The organism is Desulfomonilaceae bacterium, from assembly GCA_041662605.1.
Taxonomy (GTDB): domain Bacteria; phylum Desulfobacterota; class Desulfomonilia; order Desulfomonilales; family Desulfomonilaceae; genus CAJBEZ01.
On sequence record JBAZSD010000012.1, the window covers coordinates 43377 to 63289 of the forward strand.

The window sequence follows — 19913 nt, forward strand, 5'->3', positions numbered from 1 at the left end:
TGCGAACCACTAAGAATAAACATGAGACCCCTAAGAAAAAGGAAATCCGGAGGAGGGCGAGGATGAAAGAACAACAACAATTTCCATTCAAAACTGTCTTGAGTCTTAAGCCTCTGATCGATTTCTGGAACAGGACGATCACGTCTTCGGACGCGTCATGGGGGCTTTCTCAGGACGAACTCAATTCAAGGCTGGAGGAGGCTCAAGAACTGCTGGAGCCGATCACGGATTTCTCAGCCCTCGAACGCCATCAACCCGTAATCAAGACACTTATGTCCGCCGTGTTCCCTAGAGCATTCTGGGAGGCGCAAGTCGCTGGCGCGTTTATACCATTCCAGTTAAGGCCTTTTTTCGTTTCGCCTTTACTGAAGAAAAAGTTTCTTAACAATGATGGGTCGATAAAGGGCAGACCGTTTCCTGATGAAGAGGCTTACAACAGGGACAGGATTTTGAAAGCCTACCTGATGGTTTTGAAAAAATTTTACGATATTGATTCTGATCTTGATTTACCTTTGATCAGAATAGTCCCCGATCCGGATACAGGTTTGGACAGGTATTACAAAATTATCACGCAGACAAAATTTGTTGAGCCGCACAGTCCAACTCCCGTTCGAGATTTGACAGAGGACGAGAGATCCAAAATCAGGGAGAACATTTTGGATCTTGAATCTCTGGGACGTATTATCCAGATTGAGAATTTCGAATTTCACGGATTTGTTGTTGTATACGCTCTCGAGATTACTACTAGCTCGGTCATATCGGCACTGGAAAGCGATCTCATTGACAGCGGCTCTATAGCCTGCGGTTCAGGTCTAGCCCGTTTGGAAAATCGTTTGCGGACACTTTTGGGGGTGCCTGACCTTAGGGCGGACCTCATGGCTTTTGACGGCGATGAGGCGATAATCCTCAAAGACAGAGTTTCGGGAGAGGAGAGCCACTTTTTTTCCTTGTCAAAGCGTTTATCCCTGAAAGATTTCTCTGGCTCAAAATTGGATGAAGTAATCCAGGAAGGCAAGATAGTCACAATTTCGGATCTTGAAACTGCCGCGTCAGAACAAATATCGGAATCCAAATTTGTCGCCGGCGACACCCGGTCCTGGTTGGCCGCTCCGCTCACATACTGCGGCCGGAATATAGGTGTTCTTAACCTTACATCTCCTCACCCTGCTGAATTTGGAATTTCCCAATCACTTTTGGTAAAGGAAATTTTACCTATTTTTTCTGTGGCTCTTAAGAGATCTTTGGATGAATTTAATTCGACCATAGAGAAAACCATCAAGGAAAAATGCACAGCCATTCATCCGTCAGTGGAATGGCGGTTCCGGAAAGCCGCAATCCAAAGTCTGGAAAGCTTTGAAGATGGCTCTGTTGGAGATTTCACTCCAGTAGTGTTCGAGAATGTTCATGTTTTGTACGCCGCTGCGGATATCAAAGGGTCGTCCGAAATCAGGAATCGAAGCATTCAGGCAGACCTGAGTGAACAACTTCGGTTAGCCTTGGAAATAATTTCGACGGCGCTTTCAAAAAAATCATTCCCAATCCTGGAAGAAGTGAGTCACCAAATTCTAGGGAGATTGAAAATAATATCCCAAGGAGTTACGACGGCCGATGAACAACCGATCGTGAACCTTGTGCAGATTGAAATAGAACCTCTTTTTCCGTTTTTAAGAACATTAGGTTCGGATTTGGCCAATCTGATTGACAAGTACCAGAGTCGACTGGATCCCGTTACGGCAACCATTTTCCAGGAACGTCGGGAGTTTCAGGAAAGTGTCGCTTTGTTGAACAGGAGGCTAGCATTATACCTCCATGGTGAACAGAACTTGGCTCAATCTATTTTCCCCCATTTTTTTGACAAACATCAGACCGATGGTGTTGATTATGTAGTTTATCTTGGGGAGTCAATGATCGAGAAAATGAAGTTCAGTGATGTTTATGTCAAAAATCTTCGTTTGTGGCAGTTGATAGTGTGTTGTGGGATGGCCTGGATCACTACTGACGTTCGGTCTGAACTGAAGGTTCCACTCGATGTTACTCATCTGATACTCGTAACCTATACCCCAATTTCAATAAGATTTCGTTTTGATGAGAAAAGGTTCGATGTTGACGGAGCATATAACATTGGCCATGAGATTATTCGATCCAGAATAGACAAAGCGACCGTCAAAATAAACAATGACCGCCTTACTCAGCCCGATAGAATCGCTATAGTTTATTCTAGGCCCGAAGAGGCCATGGAGATGAGGAGACACATTTCTTATCTGCAGGATAACGATTTCCTTTTGGATGACCTGGAATATGTCGAACTGAATGATCTCCCCGGCGTCCAGGGACTTAGAGCCATGAGAGTCGGCGTGAACGTGCAGTCATCGAAGATTGCCGAAAGAGTAGCTTCAACGCTGGGGCATGAAGTGACTATTTAGCCTTATCATTCAACATTTCTACGGACCCCTTGGATCAGGTAAGCTCAGGGCTTGAGAATTCTAGACAGATACGTGTTTCGCGAAGTAAGTGTCTCCTTCTTGTTTTGCTTCGCAATCTTTCTAGTTACCGGAATGGTAGCCGGTTTCCTTCCAATTCTGCAAAAAGGGATGGAATCGGGTCTTGAGTTAACCTTCATATTGTTTCAGGCCCTTGTGAACGCATTTCCCAGCACTCTGGTAACCGTTGCCCCTCTTTCGATATCAGTAGGAGTGTTGCTCGGTTTGGGGAGGATGGCTTCAGACAATGAGATTTCTGCGATTAAATCCAGTGGCATATCGGTCATGCGACTCCTTCCTCCTGTTGTGACGCTGGGTTTCCTGGGGTTTATCCTAAGCTTGATTTGCACGCTCATTTTAATACCAAAGGGTATCTCTGAGGGCAAACGTTTGATGAGAGAAGCGCTAACAAAGAGAATAGATGTTGGTATAGAAGAACGAGTTTTTTTTGATGCGCTGAAAGACATGATTCTTTATGTGGACCAGATAGATTCATCCAACGGGTTGATGAAAGGTATATTTATAAGGGAGTCGACAAAACCGAATGATGTGACCACAATACTCGCCACCAAAGGTAAGATGACTAATGACCCTGAAGGCAAATCATTCATTATGGATTTGAGAGACGGTGTCATCCTAAAGGAAGACGCGAGAGGAGATTCGACCGGTAACTTAGCCTTCAAAAGCTATGTCTTCAAATATCCATTAACCCGGATGAGCCTTGAGAAAGAACAAAAGTCTCTTGAGGAAATGTCAATTTCGGAGATTCGGAAGAAAATTAAGACAATCATGGCTCCGATAGAAAACGTCACGCCTCAAAACAAGGCCTTCCAAAAGAGAGCTGATATTTTTTCGAGAATTCTGATTCTTCAAAGATTTGTATATCCGTTTTCTTGTATAGCGCTTGCGCTCATATCTTTTCCAATTGGATTGGTAAGCTTCGGGAAAAGTAAGCTTAACAATGTCTCTTTAGGACTGGTAGCCATATTCGCTTATTATGCTTTAACCCTGGCTGCGGAACGTGCAGCAAGATCATATCTGATTTGTCCTGAACTCGCGATCCCCTTTCCACCAATGCTATTTGTCTTCCTGTCAATTTATCTCATGAACAAGGTTCGTCGGGAAAGCTTACCGACAGCAGTGGTAATGGCTCAAAAGGTATTATCGAATTTGAGGCGGTAGCCAGTGATTAACTCTTATTACTGGAAAAAGCCAAACCATTTCCGTATCCTTCCACTGGTTAATTTATGTAGCGCAGCTATCATGTTTGTGTGAAGAAATTGTGGCGATCTCTTCACAAGCGCTATATCTGGGACATTATATCGAACCAGATTCGTTTACGTTTATCTGAGCAATGAAAGGTTTCGTTTGGAGTCGGGGCATGACAAGAGCTTTTAATGAATTGATTAAAATGGAATATACGCCTTGTGATTTGTGCGGTTCAATGAACCATGAGATAATTTATTCGAAAATAGACCACGTTACGGGATTGGAATTCCATGTCGTTGAGTGTGAATGCGGGATGGTATTTGTAAATCCGATGCCGTCTGAAGAATGCACACGCTTGCTTTATCCCTCGGACTATCTAACCGAGAAACCTTTTCTAGGATCACTTTTTAGGGAAATGATCCGCCTGTTACCACCTATGCAGGAGGGTAGTAGGCGGTTGTTGGATGTTGGATGTGGAACGGGCCACTTCATAAAGTTCGCCTCCCAGGTAGGCTGGGATGCGGAGGGAGTAGATTTTGCAGACTGGGGAAGCTCTAAAAATGATGTCAAAATTCGATTGGGAAATTTTCCGAGCATGGACTATCCGGGAGAATCCTATAATGTAATAACCTCATGGGCAGTATTGGAACACGTGAGATATCCTTCCCTATTCTTTCAGAAAATTGGAAAACTTCTGGATAAAGACGGAGCCTTTATTTTCACCGTGCCAAACGTTTCGGCGCCGGGCATGAAGTTGTCCTGCGACGAAGACGTTCCTAGGCATCTTTGGCTCTTCACACCATCAACCACAAAAGATTATCTGCTCAAATATGGCATGCGCGTGGAGACGATTCTCCACAATGGAAAGGTCTACCGATCGTATCCGTTCGGGCTGTTAAGGTATGGCTGGCACGTTCTATTCGAGAAGAAAGATCCGGTTTGTTCAGTTTATCAGAATAAGTCGGTTGCTCTCCTCAGGAACCGGTCCGTAAGTGTGCATTATGGTGATTGGGTTAGGGATGTTTTGAGAACGGTTTCTCCGTTGGATATCGTCGTCGATGGATTAGATCTGGGGCTTGGTCTCATGTTGGCAAATCTATCCAAATGGACCAAAAACTATGGAGTGATAACCGTCATAGCTCGAAAACAGGAGTAAATGGAGACATGCTTAGGAGGAACAGTCAAGACCAATTGAAATGGCATGTCCCTTAGCTAATAATTCTTAACAATCTTTACGAACGCTATTACGAAAAAAGTCAGGACCCCTGAAGAAACGGCGATTGCAGCGGGAGGATATTCAGCAAACATCTGCGAATATACCACAAGGCAAAACAGTGACAAAGCCACTTCCAGGGACAGCGCAAAGCGAAAATAACTATTATCCATGGGAGGGGAATCCGGAACAAAAAATTCGATCCTGGGCCACCAAAACTCGCACAAGACTTCGTAAAGGATTAGAGCGACAATTATTCCCCAAACGACATCGTTCGGAAAATGCGCTCCTATAAAAATCCGCGACAGGCCGACAAGTGTGCCGAATAACAATAGACAAACTTTAAGCGCTCTGGATGAACTGAAATGGGCGATCGAAAGGGCAGTCGCAAACGCGGCGGCGCTGTGCCCCGACGGGAATGAACCAGACCTTAATACTGGACCGACAAAGTGAACCGCCCCCAACATCTCGGCGGGCCTGAGTTCGGGAACGATGGCTTTTATGAAATTTACCGTGATAGATGAGGAAAGTAGCAATAATAGGCCAAAAACAGTAATCCTTGGGTTTACAATGATGAACATTCCAAGGACAACACCCAGGAGCAAACCGTCTCCCATTGTTGTCATGGATACCCAGAAAGCGTCCGACAAATTAGAATGAAGCGAATTCAACTGTCCGAATAATTCAGTATTGTAAGCATTAATGAAGAAAGATGAGACGACAAGGGCTATTAAGAGGATAACTCGCGGCGGAACGATAAGATGTCTCTTTGACATATGCGGCTGATCTATCTCGTGTGGATCGTGAGTTCAGCGTGAAGAGGACTAGGGGGAGATGCGTTTTTCAGTACGTAGACAGCTCCGTCATGAGGAAAGATCCTTTTGAATGGGAAGATAGTGTCTACGGTATAACCAGGAAGGGGCCCCAGAGCCAGAAGATAATTCTCTTTTTCTACCCACCACCAGCTCAGGCCCGGTTTCTGAACAAACCCTTTTTTGTAGCAATTGAAACCATTAAATTCAAACCCTCCGTCGATAGCGCATGGAGATACGTGACAGTCCTGGACAAGGTAATCCTGAGCTTGCTTGAGGGCTGTCTTTGTAGCCATGAAATCGCGTGTTCCAGCTACAGAAAAAATCCCTATTACAGCCATGCAGACAAAAGCGGGTATCGCCATTCCAACCCTAAAGCTGATCAACGGTGTAGCGCTTCCGATGACGCTGACAAGCCACATAATAAGGAGGATGCAAACCGGAATAAGGTAACGGTCATGATAACCGGTCAAGAGAATTATTCCAACGTAAACCATGGCAGTTACAAAACCCAACATCGAAGTGACACTGGCGCCTAAACATGAACGCCCTCTGACAGGCTGATTGAAGATGCCTGAAATGTATGAATACGCTAGTAACGCCAAGGCGCCGGTATTCAAAAACGCCCAGTAGGCCAAACAATAATAGAGGGATACCGGGATGGCCCATGCCCTGGCAAGATGTAAAATATAGGTGTCCTTTAAGAGTATGGGGCCAATACCGAAGTTAAATATTACATTGCGGTAGAAGGCTACGGGAAGATGAACGAGATCAAGGACAATGCCCGCCTCGACAACCAGGAAGACAGCGGTGGTAACAAGGAAATACGAGCGAAAGATTCTTCTGGCAAAAAGCTCTTTAAAGCTCAGGGCTACAATTGGAGAAACAATTACACTGATGTAACCTATGCCGATAACTACTCTGCCAAACAACAAATCTACATAGCCGTGAAGCCCCAATTGCAGCGGATCATTCAGAATAGCATGTATAACTTCATGATCTGTCAAGGAAGTGCTTCCCAACTTTTTGAGGGTATATTCGAAGCAAAGCCAGGGAAGAATCGAGATAAAGAGAATCATAAAGGTCACGGGTCGTAGATTAGAAGATCGAGTCTTTGGATTAATCAATAGGGTGATAATTAGACCTATAGGAATAGCTATTGCGATTTGCCGGGTTAGCAGCGCCGCCAGAGTAAAAAAAAGCCCTAAGCCCACCAATGAGCGACGCCCGCTTTCTAAACCCTGGCTTATCAACAGCAGAGCAAAAATCATCAAAGTGGCCAGAGTGACATCCGTCATGAATGTGAATGACTGAGATAAAAACAGCGGATTGAGCACTAAAGTCATCGCGCCCCAAAAGGCTAGAAAGGGTGATGCGCCAGTCCGTTTCAACAGTTCCAGTAGACCGATTGATCCCAATACAGCCATAACGAGCACGGATATTCGCAGCACAGTCACGGAGAAACCGAACAATTTCGTGAACATCCAGCCCCACAGCAAATGGGTCAACAAAGAAGGGCCTCCTTGTCCCCAGCCGGTAGCAGGAATTCCTCCCTCCAGACTCAGTATTTCCAATGCTTTAACAAAAGACCAATCATCGTTGATCATGAATTCGCCGACGGGATTAATGAACCATATGATTAAACCCCACGCGATCATTAACGCGAAAAATGCGGCGGTGTATGAGAATTTGAATTTCTCTGATCGTGGATCCATGATCTTAGCGCAGTTTGTCCATTATCTGTTGCGATAAAAAACCAAGTTCACAATCATATACCCAACAAGTGACCCTGACGAGTTCCGAGCAACGATTTGCGGAGCGGACGGGATGTGTTGGACCTGAGTCGAGGCCATGCGCCTAACCGGATGTTCATCCAGGGAAACAAGCTTAGAAACTGATTTCCCTAAATATACACCACGCTAATATGATTTGTAAACAATCAAAAAGTCATAACGAGTAACCAACCTTCTGGTTTGTCGTATTATAGCCGATAGTTATCTTTGTAACTTCTAAAATTCTATTCGCAATAGTTTTATGCGCAACTACATTGGGATGTTTGTCAATAACTTTCACCGGTTTGCCTCCCCAATGGTAGTAGCTCCGCGAATATGCTTCGACGGAATCGATTTCCAATCTTTGGATCATGGCAAGTTGCGCATTGACTACTTGTAGATTGGTTTTACAAAAAAAATTGGGGATGTTCGGAATCCGGTTGTCCATCCCCAAAACTACTACAATCATTTCTGATCCAACCAGCCTGCAGATCGATGCGATTTCACCGTATACATATTGCTCGATTCGGTTGACATCTTTTATTGGCTCCGGGACTAGGCCGGTCAACTCTTTTAGTCTGACCAGGCTAGCATTCCATCTGTCACTGAATAACTGAGGGAATTCCCGGGAGAAGCTGAAATTAAGGAAGCCACTAAAGGAGTCGTCAGATAGATCAATTTTTCTTGAGCCATGATCAAATATTTGGCTTTTGAAATCGGGTTTGTGGATTTTTATAATGCCTGGAGTGGCGTCTATGAAATATGGATGAGGCAGGAGGCCTTGGACAGTTGGTCCATATCGGTGAGTAGATCGCTCCGCCAGCCATGGAGAATACTGGGCCAGAACAATTTTCGGCTTGAATTGTGGAATAACCTTTCTCGCGAGGATGAGCATTTCAGCCAACCCACCGCTACATTTTCCGGCATTAAGGGCCGTCAGTTTGAGTTTGTCCGAAACCAGATTGCAGAAGGTGTTTTCAGCCTCGACTCCAAAACCGAATGTGAAGCTGCATCCCAAAGCTAGTAGGTAATCTTGTTTTTGAGTCGGGTTTTCCTTGCCCGAAGCGATACATGGAGAGCGAAAACCCCGAGAATCATAGCACACACAGGTCCTGGATCCATTCGGAAGAACCACAGCCCCGCGAGCCCCTGGAATAGGAACATAACCAAGCACGTCATCAGGCTTGTGAAGTCTCCCTTCCCAAAGCGCTACCCCTCTTTTCAACGTTACCCAATCTGTAAAGGAACGGAACATAATGAGGCAAGAAAAGGCCAGGAAACAAGCCCCCAAGGCTATTCCTGACCACAGGAACAGGTGCGCCATTTTTTGTCTTGGCATTTTATCCCCCCCAAAAATTACATCTGATTTCAAGGATTGTCAGGGCTTAAAACTTCTTCATCAAAATCCTTTTCCTCTTCATCAGACGCTTCTACCCGCGCAAGGTCCAGAACGTGTTCGCCAGGATCCATCCGCACCAATGTTCGACCCTGAGTGATTCTGCCAATAACCGATATCTCTTCCATTCTTAAACGAATTATTTTTGCCCCGGAAGTAAGTATCAGAATGTGGTCTGAGTCATCTACAACCCTGACGGCGACGACATCCCCACTCTTTTCCGTAGTCCGTATCGTGATTACTCCCTGTCCGCCTCTGTTGATCGGAGGATATTCGCTCAAGGAAGTTCTCTTGCCAAGGCCATTCTGAGTAATAGTTAACAATGTCCCGGAATCCCCCGATACGACTTCCATTGCTATCACCGCGTCATTTGAGCGCATTCTTATGCCGGTAACGCCTCTGGCTTGGCGACCCATTGGTCTGGTCTGACTTTCATGAAATCTGATTGCCTTTCCCTTGCGAGTTACCAGGAGAATGTGATTCTCACCGCTGGTGAGATTAACATCAATTAGTTGATCATCCTGATCAATAGTCAGAGCAATGACACCTGTCGATCTTGGTCTTGAAAACTCGGCGATTGAGGTTTTCTTGATTTTGCCCTTAGCTGAAACCATGGTCACGAAGCCCTCCTGGCTCAGTTCGGGAATGGACAGAACCTTTTTGATGGTCTCTCCCTCGTCCAATTTCAAGAGATTCACAATAGCGCGGCCTCGGCTGTATGGTCCTTCTTCGGGTAACTGGAAAACTCTTAGCCAATGGACTCGCCCTCTATTCGAGAAACAAAGGAGCACATCATGAGATGAAGCGTACAGTATTTGATTTACAACATCCTCACTTGCAATTTTACCGCCTATTCTCCCCTTGCCCCCTGGCTTCTGTGATTTATAAACATTTGCCAGGACTCGTTTAACATACCCTTTGCTCGAAAATGTCACTACCACATCTTCTCTAGGAATCAAGTCTTCATCCAAAACATCGGAATCAAGATCTTCGAGTATCTCCGTTCGCCGGTCGTCCCCAAATTGATCTTTGACCTCACTAAGTTCGGATACGACAACCTCGAGTATTTTCTCCTCAGAGGCGAGCAGGGCTTCCAAATCCGATATTTTGGCCAGAATATCTCGAAGCTCCTGCAAAATCTTGTCGCGTTCCAGCCCCGTGAGCCGTTGGAGCCTCATATCGAGAATCGCTTGCGCCTGAATTTGGGTAAGCTCGAAATTTACTATGAGAGCGTCTCTGGCAGTCTGAGGATCCGGAGATTCTCTGATTGTCCTTATCACGGCGTCCAGGTTGTCGAGCGCTATTTTAAGTCATTCAAGTATGTGCGCTCGTTCTCTTGCCCTGGCCAACTCGAATCTGGTTCTCCTGATTACGACTTCGCGGCGAAAATCAACGAAACCACTTAAAATTTCTTTAAGGTTCATAGTGCGCGGACGACGGTTATCCACGCAAAGAAGCTGTATTCCAAAATTGGTCTGTAGCTGTGTATGCTTGAATAGCTGGTTTAAAATCAATTCTGGGTTCTCATCCCTTTTTAATTCAAAGACAACTCTCATTCCATGGCGGTCCGATTCATCCCGAATGTCCCTAATACCCGGGATCTTCTTGTCCTTGACCAAATCTGCTACATTTTCGACCATTCGCGCCTTGTTCACTGTGTAGGGGATTTCAGTGACCGCTATTCTCTGATAGCCTTTACCGGCGTCTTCAATCTGAGTCCTGGCTCGCATCCTGACGGAGCCTCTTCCGGTGTGGTAGGCGTCAATTATTCCTTTATTGCCAATTATGAATCCATACGTGGGGAAATCAGGGCCAGGCAACAACCTCATCAATTCGCGAATAGAGGCTTCAGGATTCTGGATGAGATGAATTGTCGCGTCTATTGTTTCTCTCAAATTGTGAGGAGGTATATTGGTAGCCATCCCAACAGCTATACCCTGGGAGCCGTTGATCAACAAAGCGGGAAATCTGGCAGGGAGGACGACAGGCTCCTGTTGGGTGTTATCGTAATTGGGTATGAAATTGACCGTATCCTTGTCCAGATCTTCAAGAATAGCCTGACACACTTTCGCCATTCTAACTTCAGTGTAACGCATGGCCGCCGGCGCATCCCCATCTACGCTACCAAAGTTACCTTGTCCATCAATAAGCGGATACCGCATTGAAAAAGGCTGCGCCATTCTGACGATCGAATCATATACGGCAGTGTCACCATGTGGGTGATATTGGCCGATCACGTCACCGACAGCCCGCGCCGCTTTTCTGTGCGGACGGTTCCATATATTTCCGGCCCTGTGCATGGCGTACAGGATCCTTCGGTGAACAGGTTTCAAACCATCGCGCAAATCAGGTAACGCGCGGCCCACGATCACGCTCATCGCGTAATCTAAATATGACTTTTGAATTTCTTCCTCAATACCAACTGTTACAATCTCGGCAGATTTACCCAATGCGGATTCCTTTTCAGTAAATATACAAGAATCGAAGACCAAGTTTCTGACCTGGTAATATTAACACAACGATAAATTATCGACAAAGATCGACTCAAAATCTTCGTAAGTTATTCTCATATTTTCAGTCTAACGAATCAAATATTCCAATGCGAAAGTCGGCTTGTTTATGAGTCTGATTTTATATCGAGGCGCCTCTTAAACTATAACAATATATGGGTCATAACAACTTAATATTGCCGAATTTATAATTCTTATGTTGAATCTGATTGACATAATCTTACAAAATATGAAATAATTAAACGGTTTATTACATTTTGGAGGTTCTGGGATGGATGGAATCTTGAAAATGGGCGTTTGCCTAACGCTTATAGTTGTTCTTTCATGCCCGGCCATTGTCTTGGCCAAAAATGCTGGTCAATCGACCATCGTAAACATGACTAACCAGGTTTACGATGGGGGAGCCAAAGCGCTCGATAAGACAGAGGGAATTCTCAACCAATGTCTAAAATCGACTTTTAGCTTGTTCAACCCCTGCTTGGACGTTGTCAAGATGTGTACTGACGTGGCTTTGAAGCCTTTGAACTATCCGTTTGATTATGTTGAAGGAAAGCTTTACAAGCCAAAAGTCGTAAACAAGCGGGTAGAGATTCCGGCCCCTCAAAAACCGGTGATGCCCAAGCAGTAGAAATTTCAGTCAAGAGGGGTTTGAGGGGATAGGCGCTTAACTATCGGATTGTTCGATAAGTCCGAGGTAAGCGCCAACACGGAGGGTGTTTATGGCAAGAGTTGCCGTTCCCATAATCGGAACGCTTTTGTTGGTTCTATTCCCAATAGCGCTTAGGGCCGAAGTAAAAATTCAGGCCAACGGAATTGCAATTTGTTCCGTGATCATCAATGAGATGACCGAGGGGAAAATTCCCCTGAAGCAGTCGAGAGATATAGCTACCGCTATTGCTGGAGCTGGAAATAGACACTTTGGAAAAGTTACTTGTGGAGACATGTGGCTTTACATGGCAATGGTTTACGTTGAAAGCGGATTTCGCAACAATATTATAAACCACCAAAATTGCAGAGGAATGTTTCAGATACATGCCCCGTCTTGGGCCTCAAAGTTCGGCGTCAAATATAGGGATCTGTTGAATCTGGAAACAAACGCAGATTGCGGTGTTCAGGTTCTTAAGTATTATCTCGGCCTTTACAGAGATTTAGGACAAGCTTTAAGCGCATACAACAGTGATCATCCAGCGGCAGCCAGAGGTTACGCTCGAATGGTGATGTCTGTCAGAAACAAGATAAAAAAGAGATATGCGCAGCTTTACCATACTTATAAAGATGCCCCAATGCTGGTTGCGAGGACCCCGGACAGATAATTAATTCCTCGTTTTGTCCCTTCAGAATTAAAAAATTCCAAACGGAGAATGGGGTATCGGTCTGAGATGTATTTACCTGGGAGGACCGTACAAGAACGGTGTGGCTATTGAGCTAAGAAAATCGAATGGATTTAGTGGCGAAGGATTATGATCCATAGGCACGTATGGGTCATGTCCCATTGGGTAACACGCGGACACTGGGCCATTCGGCGGAGCTAAGTATTGAGGCAGACAACTCACACACCCACCGAGCCATAACATACTAAACAATATCAAAGTGATTAATAAATATTTTATAAATTGCTTCATATTGTTACGCATTCAAAGAGTTAACTTATTTTAACCCTTAAAACTGTTTTGATCAAGCTAAAAATTTAGTTATATATAACTCCTTGAATTATAGGGTTTATTAATTCTCAGAAGAATAGGGCTAGCGCCATTAGTCATTACTGATCCCTTGGCTTAAAAACACGAGATCCCTCGGGTAATATGACGAATTCCCCATTAGAATTAACTATTAGACACGAAATATTATTCATTTTATCAAGTAAAGAGCTTCCCTGCTTGGGGCCAAGAACAAATATTCCTGCGGACAGGCCTTCAGCCCGTACGCCATCAGGCGCCACCACGGAGACAGACTCCACTGCGGACGATGGGAACCCGGTTTTGGGGTCCAGAATATGGTGATACCGTATGCCGTCCTTTTCGAAGTATCTTTCATAATCACCCGATGTAAAGACTGATCCTGATTCGATGTCGACTGTCGCTGCGATGGCTGACGGGTCTCTCGGATCCTGGATACCAATCTTCCATGGGACACCAGGTCCTTTACCTCCAAAAGCCGTAATATCGCCTCCAGCATTTATTAGAGCTGATTTGATTCCCGTTGATTTTATGATTTGTTCGGCCTGATTCAGTGCGTAGCCCTTTGCTATTCCTCCGAGATCCAAGGCCATTCCTTGTTCAGGAAGATAAATTTCGGATCTTTCAGGAAATATTTGGACCTTTTTCCAGCCCACTTTATTTAACGCCTGATTTATTTCTTCGGGGCTTGGTAGCCTGGGTCCTTCAGGGCCGCTAAAGTTCCAGAGTTTTGATATAACCCCGATAGTTGGATCAAAGGCCCCGTTGGTAAGTTGTGATATCTCCAGACTTCTTTGAATGAGGGCTATGAGTTCGGGATCCACCTTAACAGGCTCTAATCCTGATTTCTCGTTTATCTCATTAAGTTGAGACTGTTTATGAAAAGATGTTAAATCCTCAATTCGCTTGATTTCGTCTAGGGCCGAATTTGCCACCTTTGAAAGCTGGTCGGAAGGGCCCACCACCGTGACCTCAACGAGGGTTCCCATGAGTATCCGGCCGATTTTCAAGGTCGAATTGGAATTCCCCATGGAGCAGGAGTTCAAACTCCATGAGGTCAAAAGCAAGAAAGCCACCGTCAGCAAGGGGGTTCTACGATTTAAATCTACAAAATTGGGGAAAGCCATCTGAATCTCGAAACCAAAATCTTGATTGGAACTACCATGGAGAAAAATGGGAACATGTACATGGCTGCTAGCGTTGGCGCCAAGGGTCCGAAGAAATGTGATGAAAAAACGATAACCAGCACATTGTTCATGATTGCAAAACTTACTCCGGCGCCTACACGATTGGAAGAACTCTCTTTAGGAACAAGCAAGAACCCGGTCAGATAATATATTGCGGAAAGTCCGTAAGCCACTCCAAGGCTCAACAGGAGAACGCTAGGGCTCTGAAAGAAAAAATAAGAGTATTTGGAGAACACCCCCAGGTTGATAATCGCAAATATAACGAGCGAAATAGGAAAATGAAACGGAAGTATTTTTTCCAAGGTCTCCATGAAAAACCGTCGAGCCACAATTACGGCCAACATGGGGACAAATATGATAGTGGCCAGTAATCTGATCATCAATTCCAAAGGGATATTGACTTCCTGACCAGCGAGCGCTTTAAGGAGAACCGGCAAAGTGAAAGGAGCCAGCAATGAGGTGATAATGACCATTCTCAACACAGGCGCCAACTCAGTATCCAACAAGTTAGCTATAAAAGGGGCCACGACCCCTGTTGAAATTCCAGATAACAAGAGAACAGGGATGGCGAAATCCGGAACTACCAACAAAGCGACCCAATACAAAACAGCCGGCAGAATCGCCAACTTGAACAGTACAAGGATAAGCGTCGTCTTGAGGGATCTTGGGGATGTATCCAGCAGTGAGTCGAAGTTGATTCTCAAAAAACTGAGAAACATCAGTAACATCATGAAATACAATGGATAAGGCTGTAGCGGAGAACACAATTCCGGTTCAAATATGGCAATCGCAGCGGAAGCGAAAATTACAACCAGAAGAATGAAGTCATTCATCCTCATGGCGCTTTCACCGCGCCTATTTTTTCGATGAAATTTTTGACTGACTTGAATCCGTCGCGGCCGACCCCAAAAATGGGCTGACTTCTTTTCAAGATTTTGCCCATAGCATCAGTCCGGTCGCCTCGTCATATTCTCTTCTCATTATGTGTCCGGGTATCTCGATTCCGCAGAGTTCGGAAGCGAAAATTATTGAGCCTGGTCCGAGATGGCCTCCAAAACACTGAAATTTTTGATCTGCAACCAGAATGTGGGCATGAGCGAATATCTCGCCATCCTTTTCTGATATGTTACCGATGCAGGAAACAATTTCTAAGTCTTCATTGAATTCCTTAAAACTATACTTTTGTTCACCCGGATTGTAGAAACCTATAACAGCCTTCGTTAAGGCTCCAATCAGATTGAAAGATCCACTGCGAATTGATCTGGATCGAAACTCATCGGTGATGGTGTCCAGCAAATCTAGACCCTTAGGGAGACGCGCCAAAAACTGTAATCCCATATTTGTTTTCTCCTTGAGTAATTTTTCCGCAAGAGATAGATGTGAACCACGGCCAAGTGTATAGTGTCCTTGTCTCAAACTCTTAACGCAAGAGGAACGATATGAAAAGAGGTTTTTGTCACCATTGCGGAGAGCCGCTAGAGTTTGCCGAGAAGGTATTTCGCAACGACACATGTGTTGTTTGTGGTTCGGATATCTTTTGTTGTTTAAATTGTTCGGAATATGATCAAACAGCCTCTAACCAGTGCAAGGAACCTCAGTCGGAAAAAGTTTCGGTAAAGGACCGGCGGAATTTTTGTGAGTATTTCAATCTATCAGAAAGAAAAAGTTCAGCAAACGCGAGGGAAAAAGCTGCGGACGCTAGACGCAAACTGGAAGCTCTATTCAAAAAAGATTGAGGTCATCTTCATCCTCGATGTCTTTAGATGCCGCAATCTCCTTAATTATATCAGGCGCGAAAATTTCACGGGGGGCGTCCGACCAGAGTCCTTCCAAATCGTAGAATTCTCTCGAGGCAATCTGGAAAACATGAACTATAACTTCACCATAATCCAGCAACACCCAATTTCCTTGAGATAAACCTTCGGTTGAATATGCGCGTGTGCCTGTGGCTGACGCGGCTTCAAGAATTCCCTCCGCTATTGATTTTACGTGTCTAGCGGATCTTCCGGAGACAATAAGAAAATAATCCGTAATCGGGGTTAGTCGGCTCAGTCTCATCAGCACTGGATTTATCGCTTTTTTTGAAAGAGCGGTTCTTAGAAGGTTTTCCGCTTTTACTTTGGAATCGTGGATTGTGAGTCGCTTGGCTGATTTATTCATATGTCCATTTCTCTTATCTTTTAGGAGTATAAGTTATGTAATTTAATATATTCTAAAACTGCTTCAGGAGTGAGGTATTTTGCGCTCGACGAACGCTTGAGCAATTTTCTTAATTCCGTAGAAGAAACATTTAAGCCTCTGATATCAGAACGCAATATTGATGTTCCACTTGTGTGAACAAACTTATCATCATGACAAGAAAACTCTCGCTTCAATGCTTCGGGGAGATTTTCCCAGGCTTTGCGAAAGGTCATTCCTGGTCGATTGACTATGATAAAGTTGGCCAGAGTAAAGAGTCTTTCGTAATCTTTCCATGTTCGTATCTCACTCAGGGAGTCGGATCCCATTATGAAATAGACAAGATGATCCGTTTGGGATTTAAAATAATTTAACGTGTTAACAGTGTAAGATGGGATGGGAAACCTCAATTCCATGTCTGACACTTCGAAGATCGGGTTGTCGGAGCAAGCAAGACTTGTCATGTTAAATCTATGTTGCGCCGGATATATTTCTGTCCGATTCTTGTGAGGCGGTTGGTGACAGGGTACAAAAATGACCTTCTCGAGATTGAACCTTTCTGAAGCTTCTTGAGCGAGCCTCAGGTGTCCAATATGTGGGGGGTTGAATGTTCCGCCAAGTATTCCAGTTTTCAATACGATCTCTTATAATGAAGAAATGACTTGTTTTATAGGAACGAGATTTTATATTTAAACATGTTAATTGAAAAGAGGAATCCTGCCGGATCCTTAAAGATTCGAGGGTTCTTCCCCGGGAGGACCAAAGTTTGGAATATATTCTTGGTTTTATCGTCCTATTAGGCGTCTTAATTTTTGTTCATGAATTTGGGCACTTCATTGTGGCAAAAGCCCTAGGGGTCAAGGTCCTTAAATTTTCACTCGGATTTTCACCTGTAATGATTAAAAGAAAATGGGGTGAGACCGAGTATATGCTCAGTTGGATACCTCTGGGCGGATATGTGAAACTCTTCGGTGAAGAACCCGATTCTGAGGAGGAGATCCCTCCTGAAGAACAACACAGGACATTTACAGGTAAACCCGTTTGGGCAAGAATGGCGATTGTGGCCGCGGGGCCGGTCTTCAATTTTATCTTTGCTGTGATTCTCCTGTGTTCCGGTTTTGTAGCGGGTTTTCCTGTGCTAGCCCCGGAAGTCGGCAAGGCTCTTCCTGGCAGTCCTGCTATTGAAGCAGGTTTTCAACCCGGGGATTTGATCAAAGCCATAGACGGCAGGGCCGTTTGGCGATGGGATGACGTAAGGAATACGATAGAAGACGCTGCCGGCAAGCGCCTCGTCTTTACGGTTGACCGAGATGGTAGCGTTAAGGAGATTTCCGTCACTCCCACATTAACTGATCAAAAAGATGTCTTTGGCGAACTTAAGGGAAGGATAGGCATTGCTCCATCCGGAAAAAAGATTGAACTGAGCTTTGTGGCCTCGATTGGTGAAGGTGTCCGCTTTTCAGGATATTTGACAAAACTTGTGGTCATGACTGTCGTTAAGCTGGTTCGTGGGGAAATAGGCGTCAAGGCATTGAGTGGTCCTATAACAATTGCCCAGGCTTCCGGCGAAAGCCTGAAAGCCGGAGTTTTCAGCTTCATATTTCTCATGAGCTACATTAGCATTAACCTGGCGATTATCAATTTGCTTCCTATACCAGTCTTGGATGGCGGGCATCTTTTGTTTTTCCTCATCGAGGCGGTAATAAGAAAGCCGGTCACCGGGAAAATCAGGGAAGTCGCTGTTCAGTTAGGTCTTTTGATCATAGTGTTCCTGATTGGTTTAGTCTTTTTCAATGACATATACAGGATCGTCACAAAAGGTTGGGCACTGTCTCCTTAGGTCTCGGACCAGCTAATCTTGGCTTCGTAAACCTTGGTTGGTCTTTGAAAATTTGTCTGTCGAGGGATTTCAATTGCTGATTCTTGCTGCGCACACCACTACCCCTGAACTCTGTATAGCTCTAACAAGAGAAGAAAAGCTGATCCAGGAACTGGTCCTGAAGCCTGGCAAGGAACATCTTGAAAACATCTCAGGGGCAATCCAGGAAGTTCTCACAATAGCGAATCTTGAACCCGGCAGCCTCAATGGGCTCGCCGTAGCGGTAGGACCCGGATCATTCTCTGGGATACGGGTGGGTCTGTCTGTATTCAAAGGTCTAGCTCTTGGGCTAGGCCTAAAAATTTGCGGTGTTTCGACTCTGGAGATCCTTGCCTGGCAGGCTTTGGAAATTGGAGATGTAGGAGTCCCTATAATTGAGGCTGGCAGGGGTGAGGTTTACTCGGGTTTTGTTAAAAAAAGTTCCGAGGCCATAGAAATTATTCAATCCCCAAGACTGGTAAACAAAAGCGAATTGGCGGAATTTATAGCGCGATTCGAACCACGTGAAGTGTTTATTTGTGGGGCTCAGGAACTGATAGAGGATATTTTCGAGAACCGGGATGTCTATCTAAAACCTGTGCTTAGGCCTTCTGCTTCGGCTTGTGGCATCCTTGCCGAAAAGCGTTTAAGGTGTGGTCTTTCAGATGACATTCATCGGCTCGTTCCTGTGTATGTGAGGAGATCCGACGCAGAGGTGAAGAAAGATACAGTCAGGTCCTCCTGATTAAGTCCAATCAGAATTTGTCAAATTCATAGATTGTTCTAGTCCAGAATTTGCTATCAATAAATTCCCGTGGTTCAATTTCGATTAATCTTTTGTTGATTCTGATGACGTGATATACGCTGTCCCAGTGTTCCAACAAAGGAGACCCGCAAGACGATACAATGATGGAGCTTTTATTATCGGGAATTCGAAGTTCGACTACCGAAGACCTGTGTTTATGACCCTGCAATATCAATTTCACTTTAGATTGCGCGCATATAGTAAGAATTGCTCCGGCATCCGATAGTTGGTGAGCCCAAAAAGATGACGCGCGTAGGACAGGGAGCACGGGATGATGCAGGAAAAGAACCTTTAGATATGGTAAATACTTTTCCACCTGTTCTTTGAACCAATATCTGCTCTTTCTGGAAATGGATCCTGGCCATGAAGGAAATTGGCTCACTGAATTTAGCCCAAAGAAAACGGCCTGGTGTTCTTTGGATTTGAAAAACACCTGGTCGCTTGAACCAAAAAAGGATCTGTAGCGTCTCATTGAAAATGAAGGAAACAGAAGTTCCCATGGAGCGAAAACGGGCGTCTCCCTATTTCCAGGGATAGTCAAGTATGGGGAGCATGTTGAATCGAGAAAATTTTTTGCCTGTCTGAACTGTTTTGTGTGACCCCTGTCCGTAACATCTCCGGACACCACGATCAGGTCGGGCTGTTGGTCGAGCAGATCGGATGAGAGGGCCTTCAGTTTTTCGGGAGATATTGACGCTCCGAAATGCAAATCCGAGAGATGGGCTATTTTCATGGGACCTAGGATAAACTTGGATAAAGTTCGGGTCAATACCGTCTGATACCGAGAAACGTTTTCAAAGGAAACAGGATGAACATA

Annotated in this window: 18 protein-coding genes and 1 pseudogene; 8 read left to right on the plus strand and 11 right to left on the minus strand. The window is 44.9% G+C overall.

Annotated features, from left to right (window positions below):
• Window positions 1-62 precede the first annotated feature (62 nt).
• The 3 genes from WC647_11105 to WC647_11115 all read left to right on the plus strand — a co-directional run bounded on the left by WC647_11105 (window position 63) and on the right by WC647_11115 (window position 4845).
• Window positions 63-2423, plus strand: coding sequence for a GAF domain-containing protein (locus WC647_11105; protein MFA6222848.1), 2361 nt, complete (start codon window positions 63-65; stop codon window positions 2421-2423).
• 51 nt (window positions 2424-2474) lie between these two features.
• On the plus strand, window positions 2475-3662 hold the full coding sequence (locus WC647_11110) for an LptF/LptG family permease (protein MFA6222849.1): 1188 nt from the start codon (window positions 2475-2477) through the stop codon (window positions 3660-3662).
• 199 nt (window positions 3663-3861) lie between these two features.
• Window positions 3862-4845 carry a class I SAM-dependent methyltransferase gene (locus WC647_11115; GenBank protein MFA6222850.1) on the plus strand — a complete coding sequence of 328 codons (984 nt, stop codon included), beginning with the start codon at window positions 3862-3864 and terminating at the stop codon, window positions 4843-4845.
• Between the two features lie 56 nt (window positions 4846-4901).
• Here WC647_11115 and WC647_11120 read toward each other — a convergent pair whose 3' ends face one another.
• The 5 genes and pseudogenes from WC647_11120 to gyrA form a co-directional block, all read right to left on the minus strand.
• On the minus strand, window positions 4902-5678 hold the full coding sequence (locus tag WC647_11120) for a phosphatase PAP2 family protein (protein ID MFA6222851.1): 777 nt from the start codon (window positions 5676-5678) through the stop codon (window positions 4902-4904).
• Window positions 5679-5689: 11 nt separating this feature from the next.
• Entirely contained in the window at window positions 5690-7429 is a 1740-nt protein-coding gene (locus tag WC647_11125; GenBank protein MFA6222852.1) for a glycosyltransferase family 39 protein, read from the minus strand.
• Window positions 7430-7661: 232 nt separating this feature from the next.
• Window positions 7662-8825, minus strand: coding sequence for a hypothetical protein (locus WC647_11130; protein MFA6222853.1), 1164 nt, complete (start codon window positions 8823-8825; stop codon window positions 7662-7664).
• 29 nt (window positions 8826-8854) lie between these two features.
• Window positions 8855-9496 (minus strand): DNA gyrase C-terminal beta-propeller domain-containing protein, encoded by a 642-nt coding sequence (locus WC647_11135; GenBank protein MFA6222854.1) that lies wholly within the window; start codon window positions 9494-9496, stop codon window positions 8855-8857.
• 42 nt (window positions 9497-9538) lie between these two features.
• Window positions 9539-11260: pseudogene (gene gyrA / locus WC647_11140) on the minus strand (DNA gyrase subunit A).
• Between the two features lie 403 nt (window positions 11261-11663).
• Here gyrA and WC647_11145 point away from each other — a divergent pair.
• Window positions 11664-12020 (plus strand): hypothetical protein, encoded by a 357-nt coding sequence (locus tag WC647_11145; protein MFA6222855.1) that lies wholly within the window; start codon window positions 11664-11666, stop codon window positions 12018-12020.
• A 91-nt stretch (window positions 12021-12111) separates the two neighbouring features.
• The gene (locus tag WC647_11150) at window positions 12112-12705 is read left to right on the plus strand and encodes a lytic transglycosylase domain-containing protein (GenBank protein ID MFA6222856.1); all 594 of its coding nucleotides are present in this window, start codon (window positions 12112-12114) and stop codon (window positions 12703-12705) included.
• A 446-nt stretch (window positions 12706-13151) separates the two neighbouring features.
• Here WC647_11150 and WC647_11155 read toward each other — a convergent pair whose 3' ends face one another.
• From WC647_11155 to WC647_11165, 3 genes are all read right to left on the minus strand, one after another.
• A complete protein-coding gene (locus tag WC647_11155) occupies window positions 13152-14195 on the minus strand; it encodes an FAD:protein FMN transferase (GenBank protein ID MFA6222857.1) in 1044 nt (347 codons plus the stop codon).
• Window positions 14174-15094: a hypothetical protein gene (locus tag WC647_11160; protein MFA6222858.1), complete on the minus strand. Its 921-nt coding sequence runs from the start codon at window positions 15092-15094 to the stop codon at window positions 14174-14176. Before WC647_11160 ends, WC647_11155 begins: the two co-directional genes overlap by 22 nt.
• An 88-nt stretch (window positions 15095-15182) precedes the next feature.
• Entirely contained in the window at window positions 15183-15593 is a 411-nt protein-coding gene (locus WC647_11165; GenBank protein ID MFA6222859.1) for a DUF296 domain-containing protein, read from the minus strand.
• Window positions 15594-15694: 101 nt separating this feature from the next.
• On the opposite strand from WC647_11165, the gene WC647_11170 reads away from it, so the two are divergent.
• A complete protein-coding gene (locus WC647_11170; GenBank protein MFA6222860.1) occupies window positions 15695-15991 on the plus strand; it encodes a hypothetical protein in 297 nt (98 codons plus the stop codon).
• Here WC647_11170 and rsfS read toward each other — a convergent pair.
• Complete coding sequence (gene rsfS / locus WC647_11175; protein ID MFA6222861.1) at window positions 15978-16415, minus strand: ribosome silencing factor; 438 nt, start codon at window positions 16413-16415, stop codon at window positions 15978-15980. The two genes, WC647_11170 and rsfS, sit on opposite strands and share 14 nt — an antisense overlap.
• Window positions 16416-16435: 20 nt before the next feature.
• Window positions 16436-17068 carry a nicotinate-nucleotide adenylyltransferase gene (gene nadD, locus WC647_11180; protein ID MFA6222862.1) on the minus strand — a complete coding sequence of 211 codons (633 nt, stop codon included), beginning with the start codon at window positions 17066-17068 and terminating at the stop codon, window positions 16436-16438.
• A 131-nt stretch (window positions 17069-17199) separates the two neighbouring features.
• Between nadD and rseP the strand changes: the two genes are divergently transcribed.
• The gene (rseP, locus tag WC647_11185; GenBank protein ID MFA6222863.1) at window positions 17200-18273 is read left to right on the plus strand and encodes an RIP metalloprotease RseP; all 1074 of its coding nucleotides are present in this window, start codon (window positions 17200-17202) and stop codon (window positions 18271-18273) included.
• A 73-nt stretch (window positions 18274-18346) separates the two neighbouring features.
• On the plus strand, window positions 18347-19036 hold the full coding sequence (gene tsaB / locus WC647_11190) for a tRNA (adenosine(37)-N6)-threonylcarbamoyltransferase complex dimerization subunit type 1 TsaB (protein ID MFA6222864.1): 690 nt from the start codon (window positions 18347-18349) through the stop codon (window positions 19034-19036).
• A 10-nt stretch (window positions 19037-19046) separates the two neighbouring features.
• On the opposite strand, the gene WC647_11195 is transcribed toward tsaB, so the two are convergent.
• The gene (locus WC647_11195; GenBank protein ID MFA6222865.1) at window positions 19047-19829 is read right to left on the minus strand and encodes a metallophosphoesterase; all 783 of its coding nucleotides are present in this window, start codon (window positions 19827-19829) and stop codon (window positions 19047-19049) included.
• Between the last annotated feature and the right edge of the window lie 84 nt (window positions 19830-19913).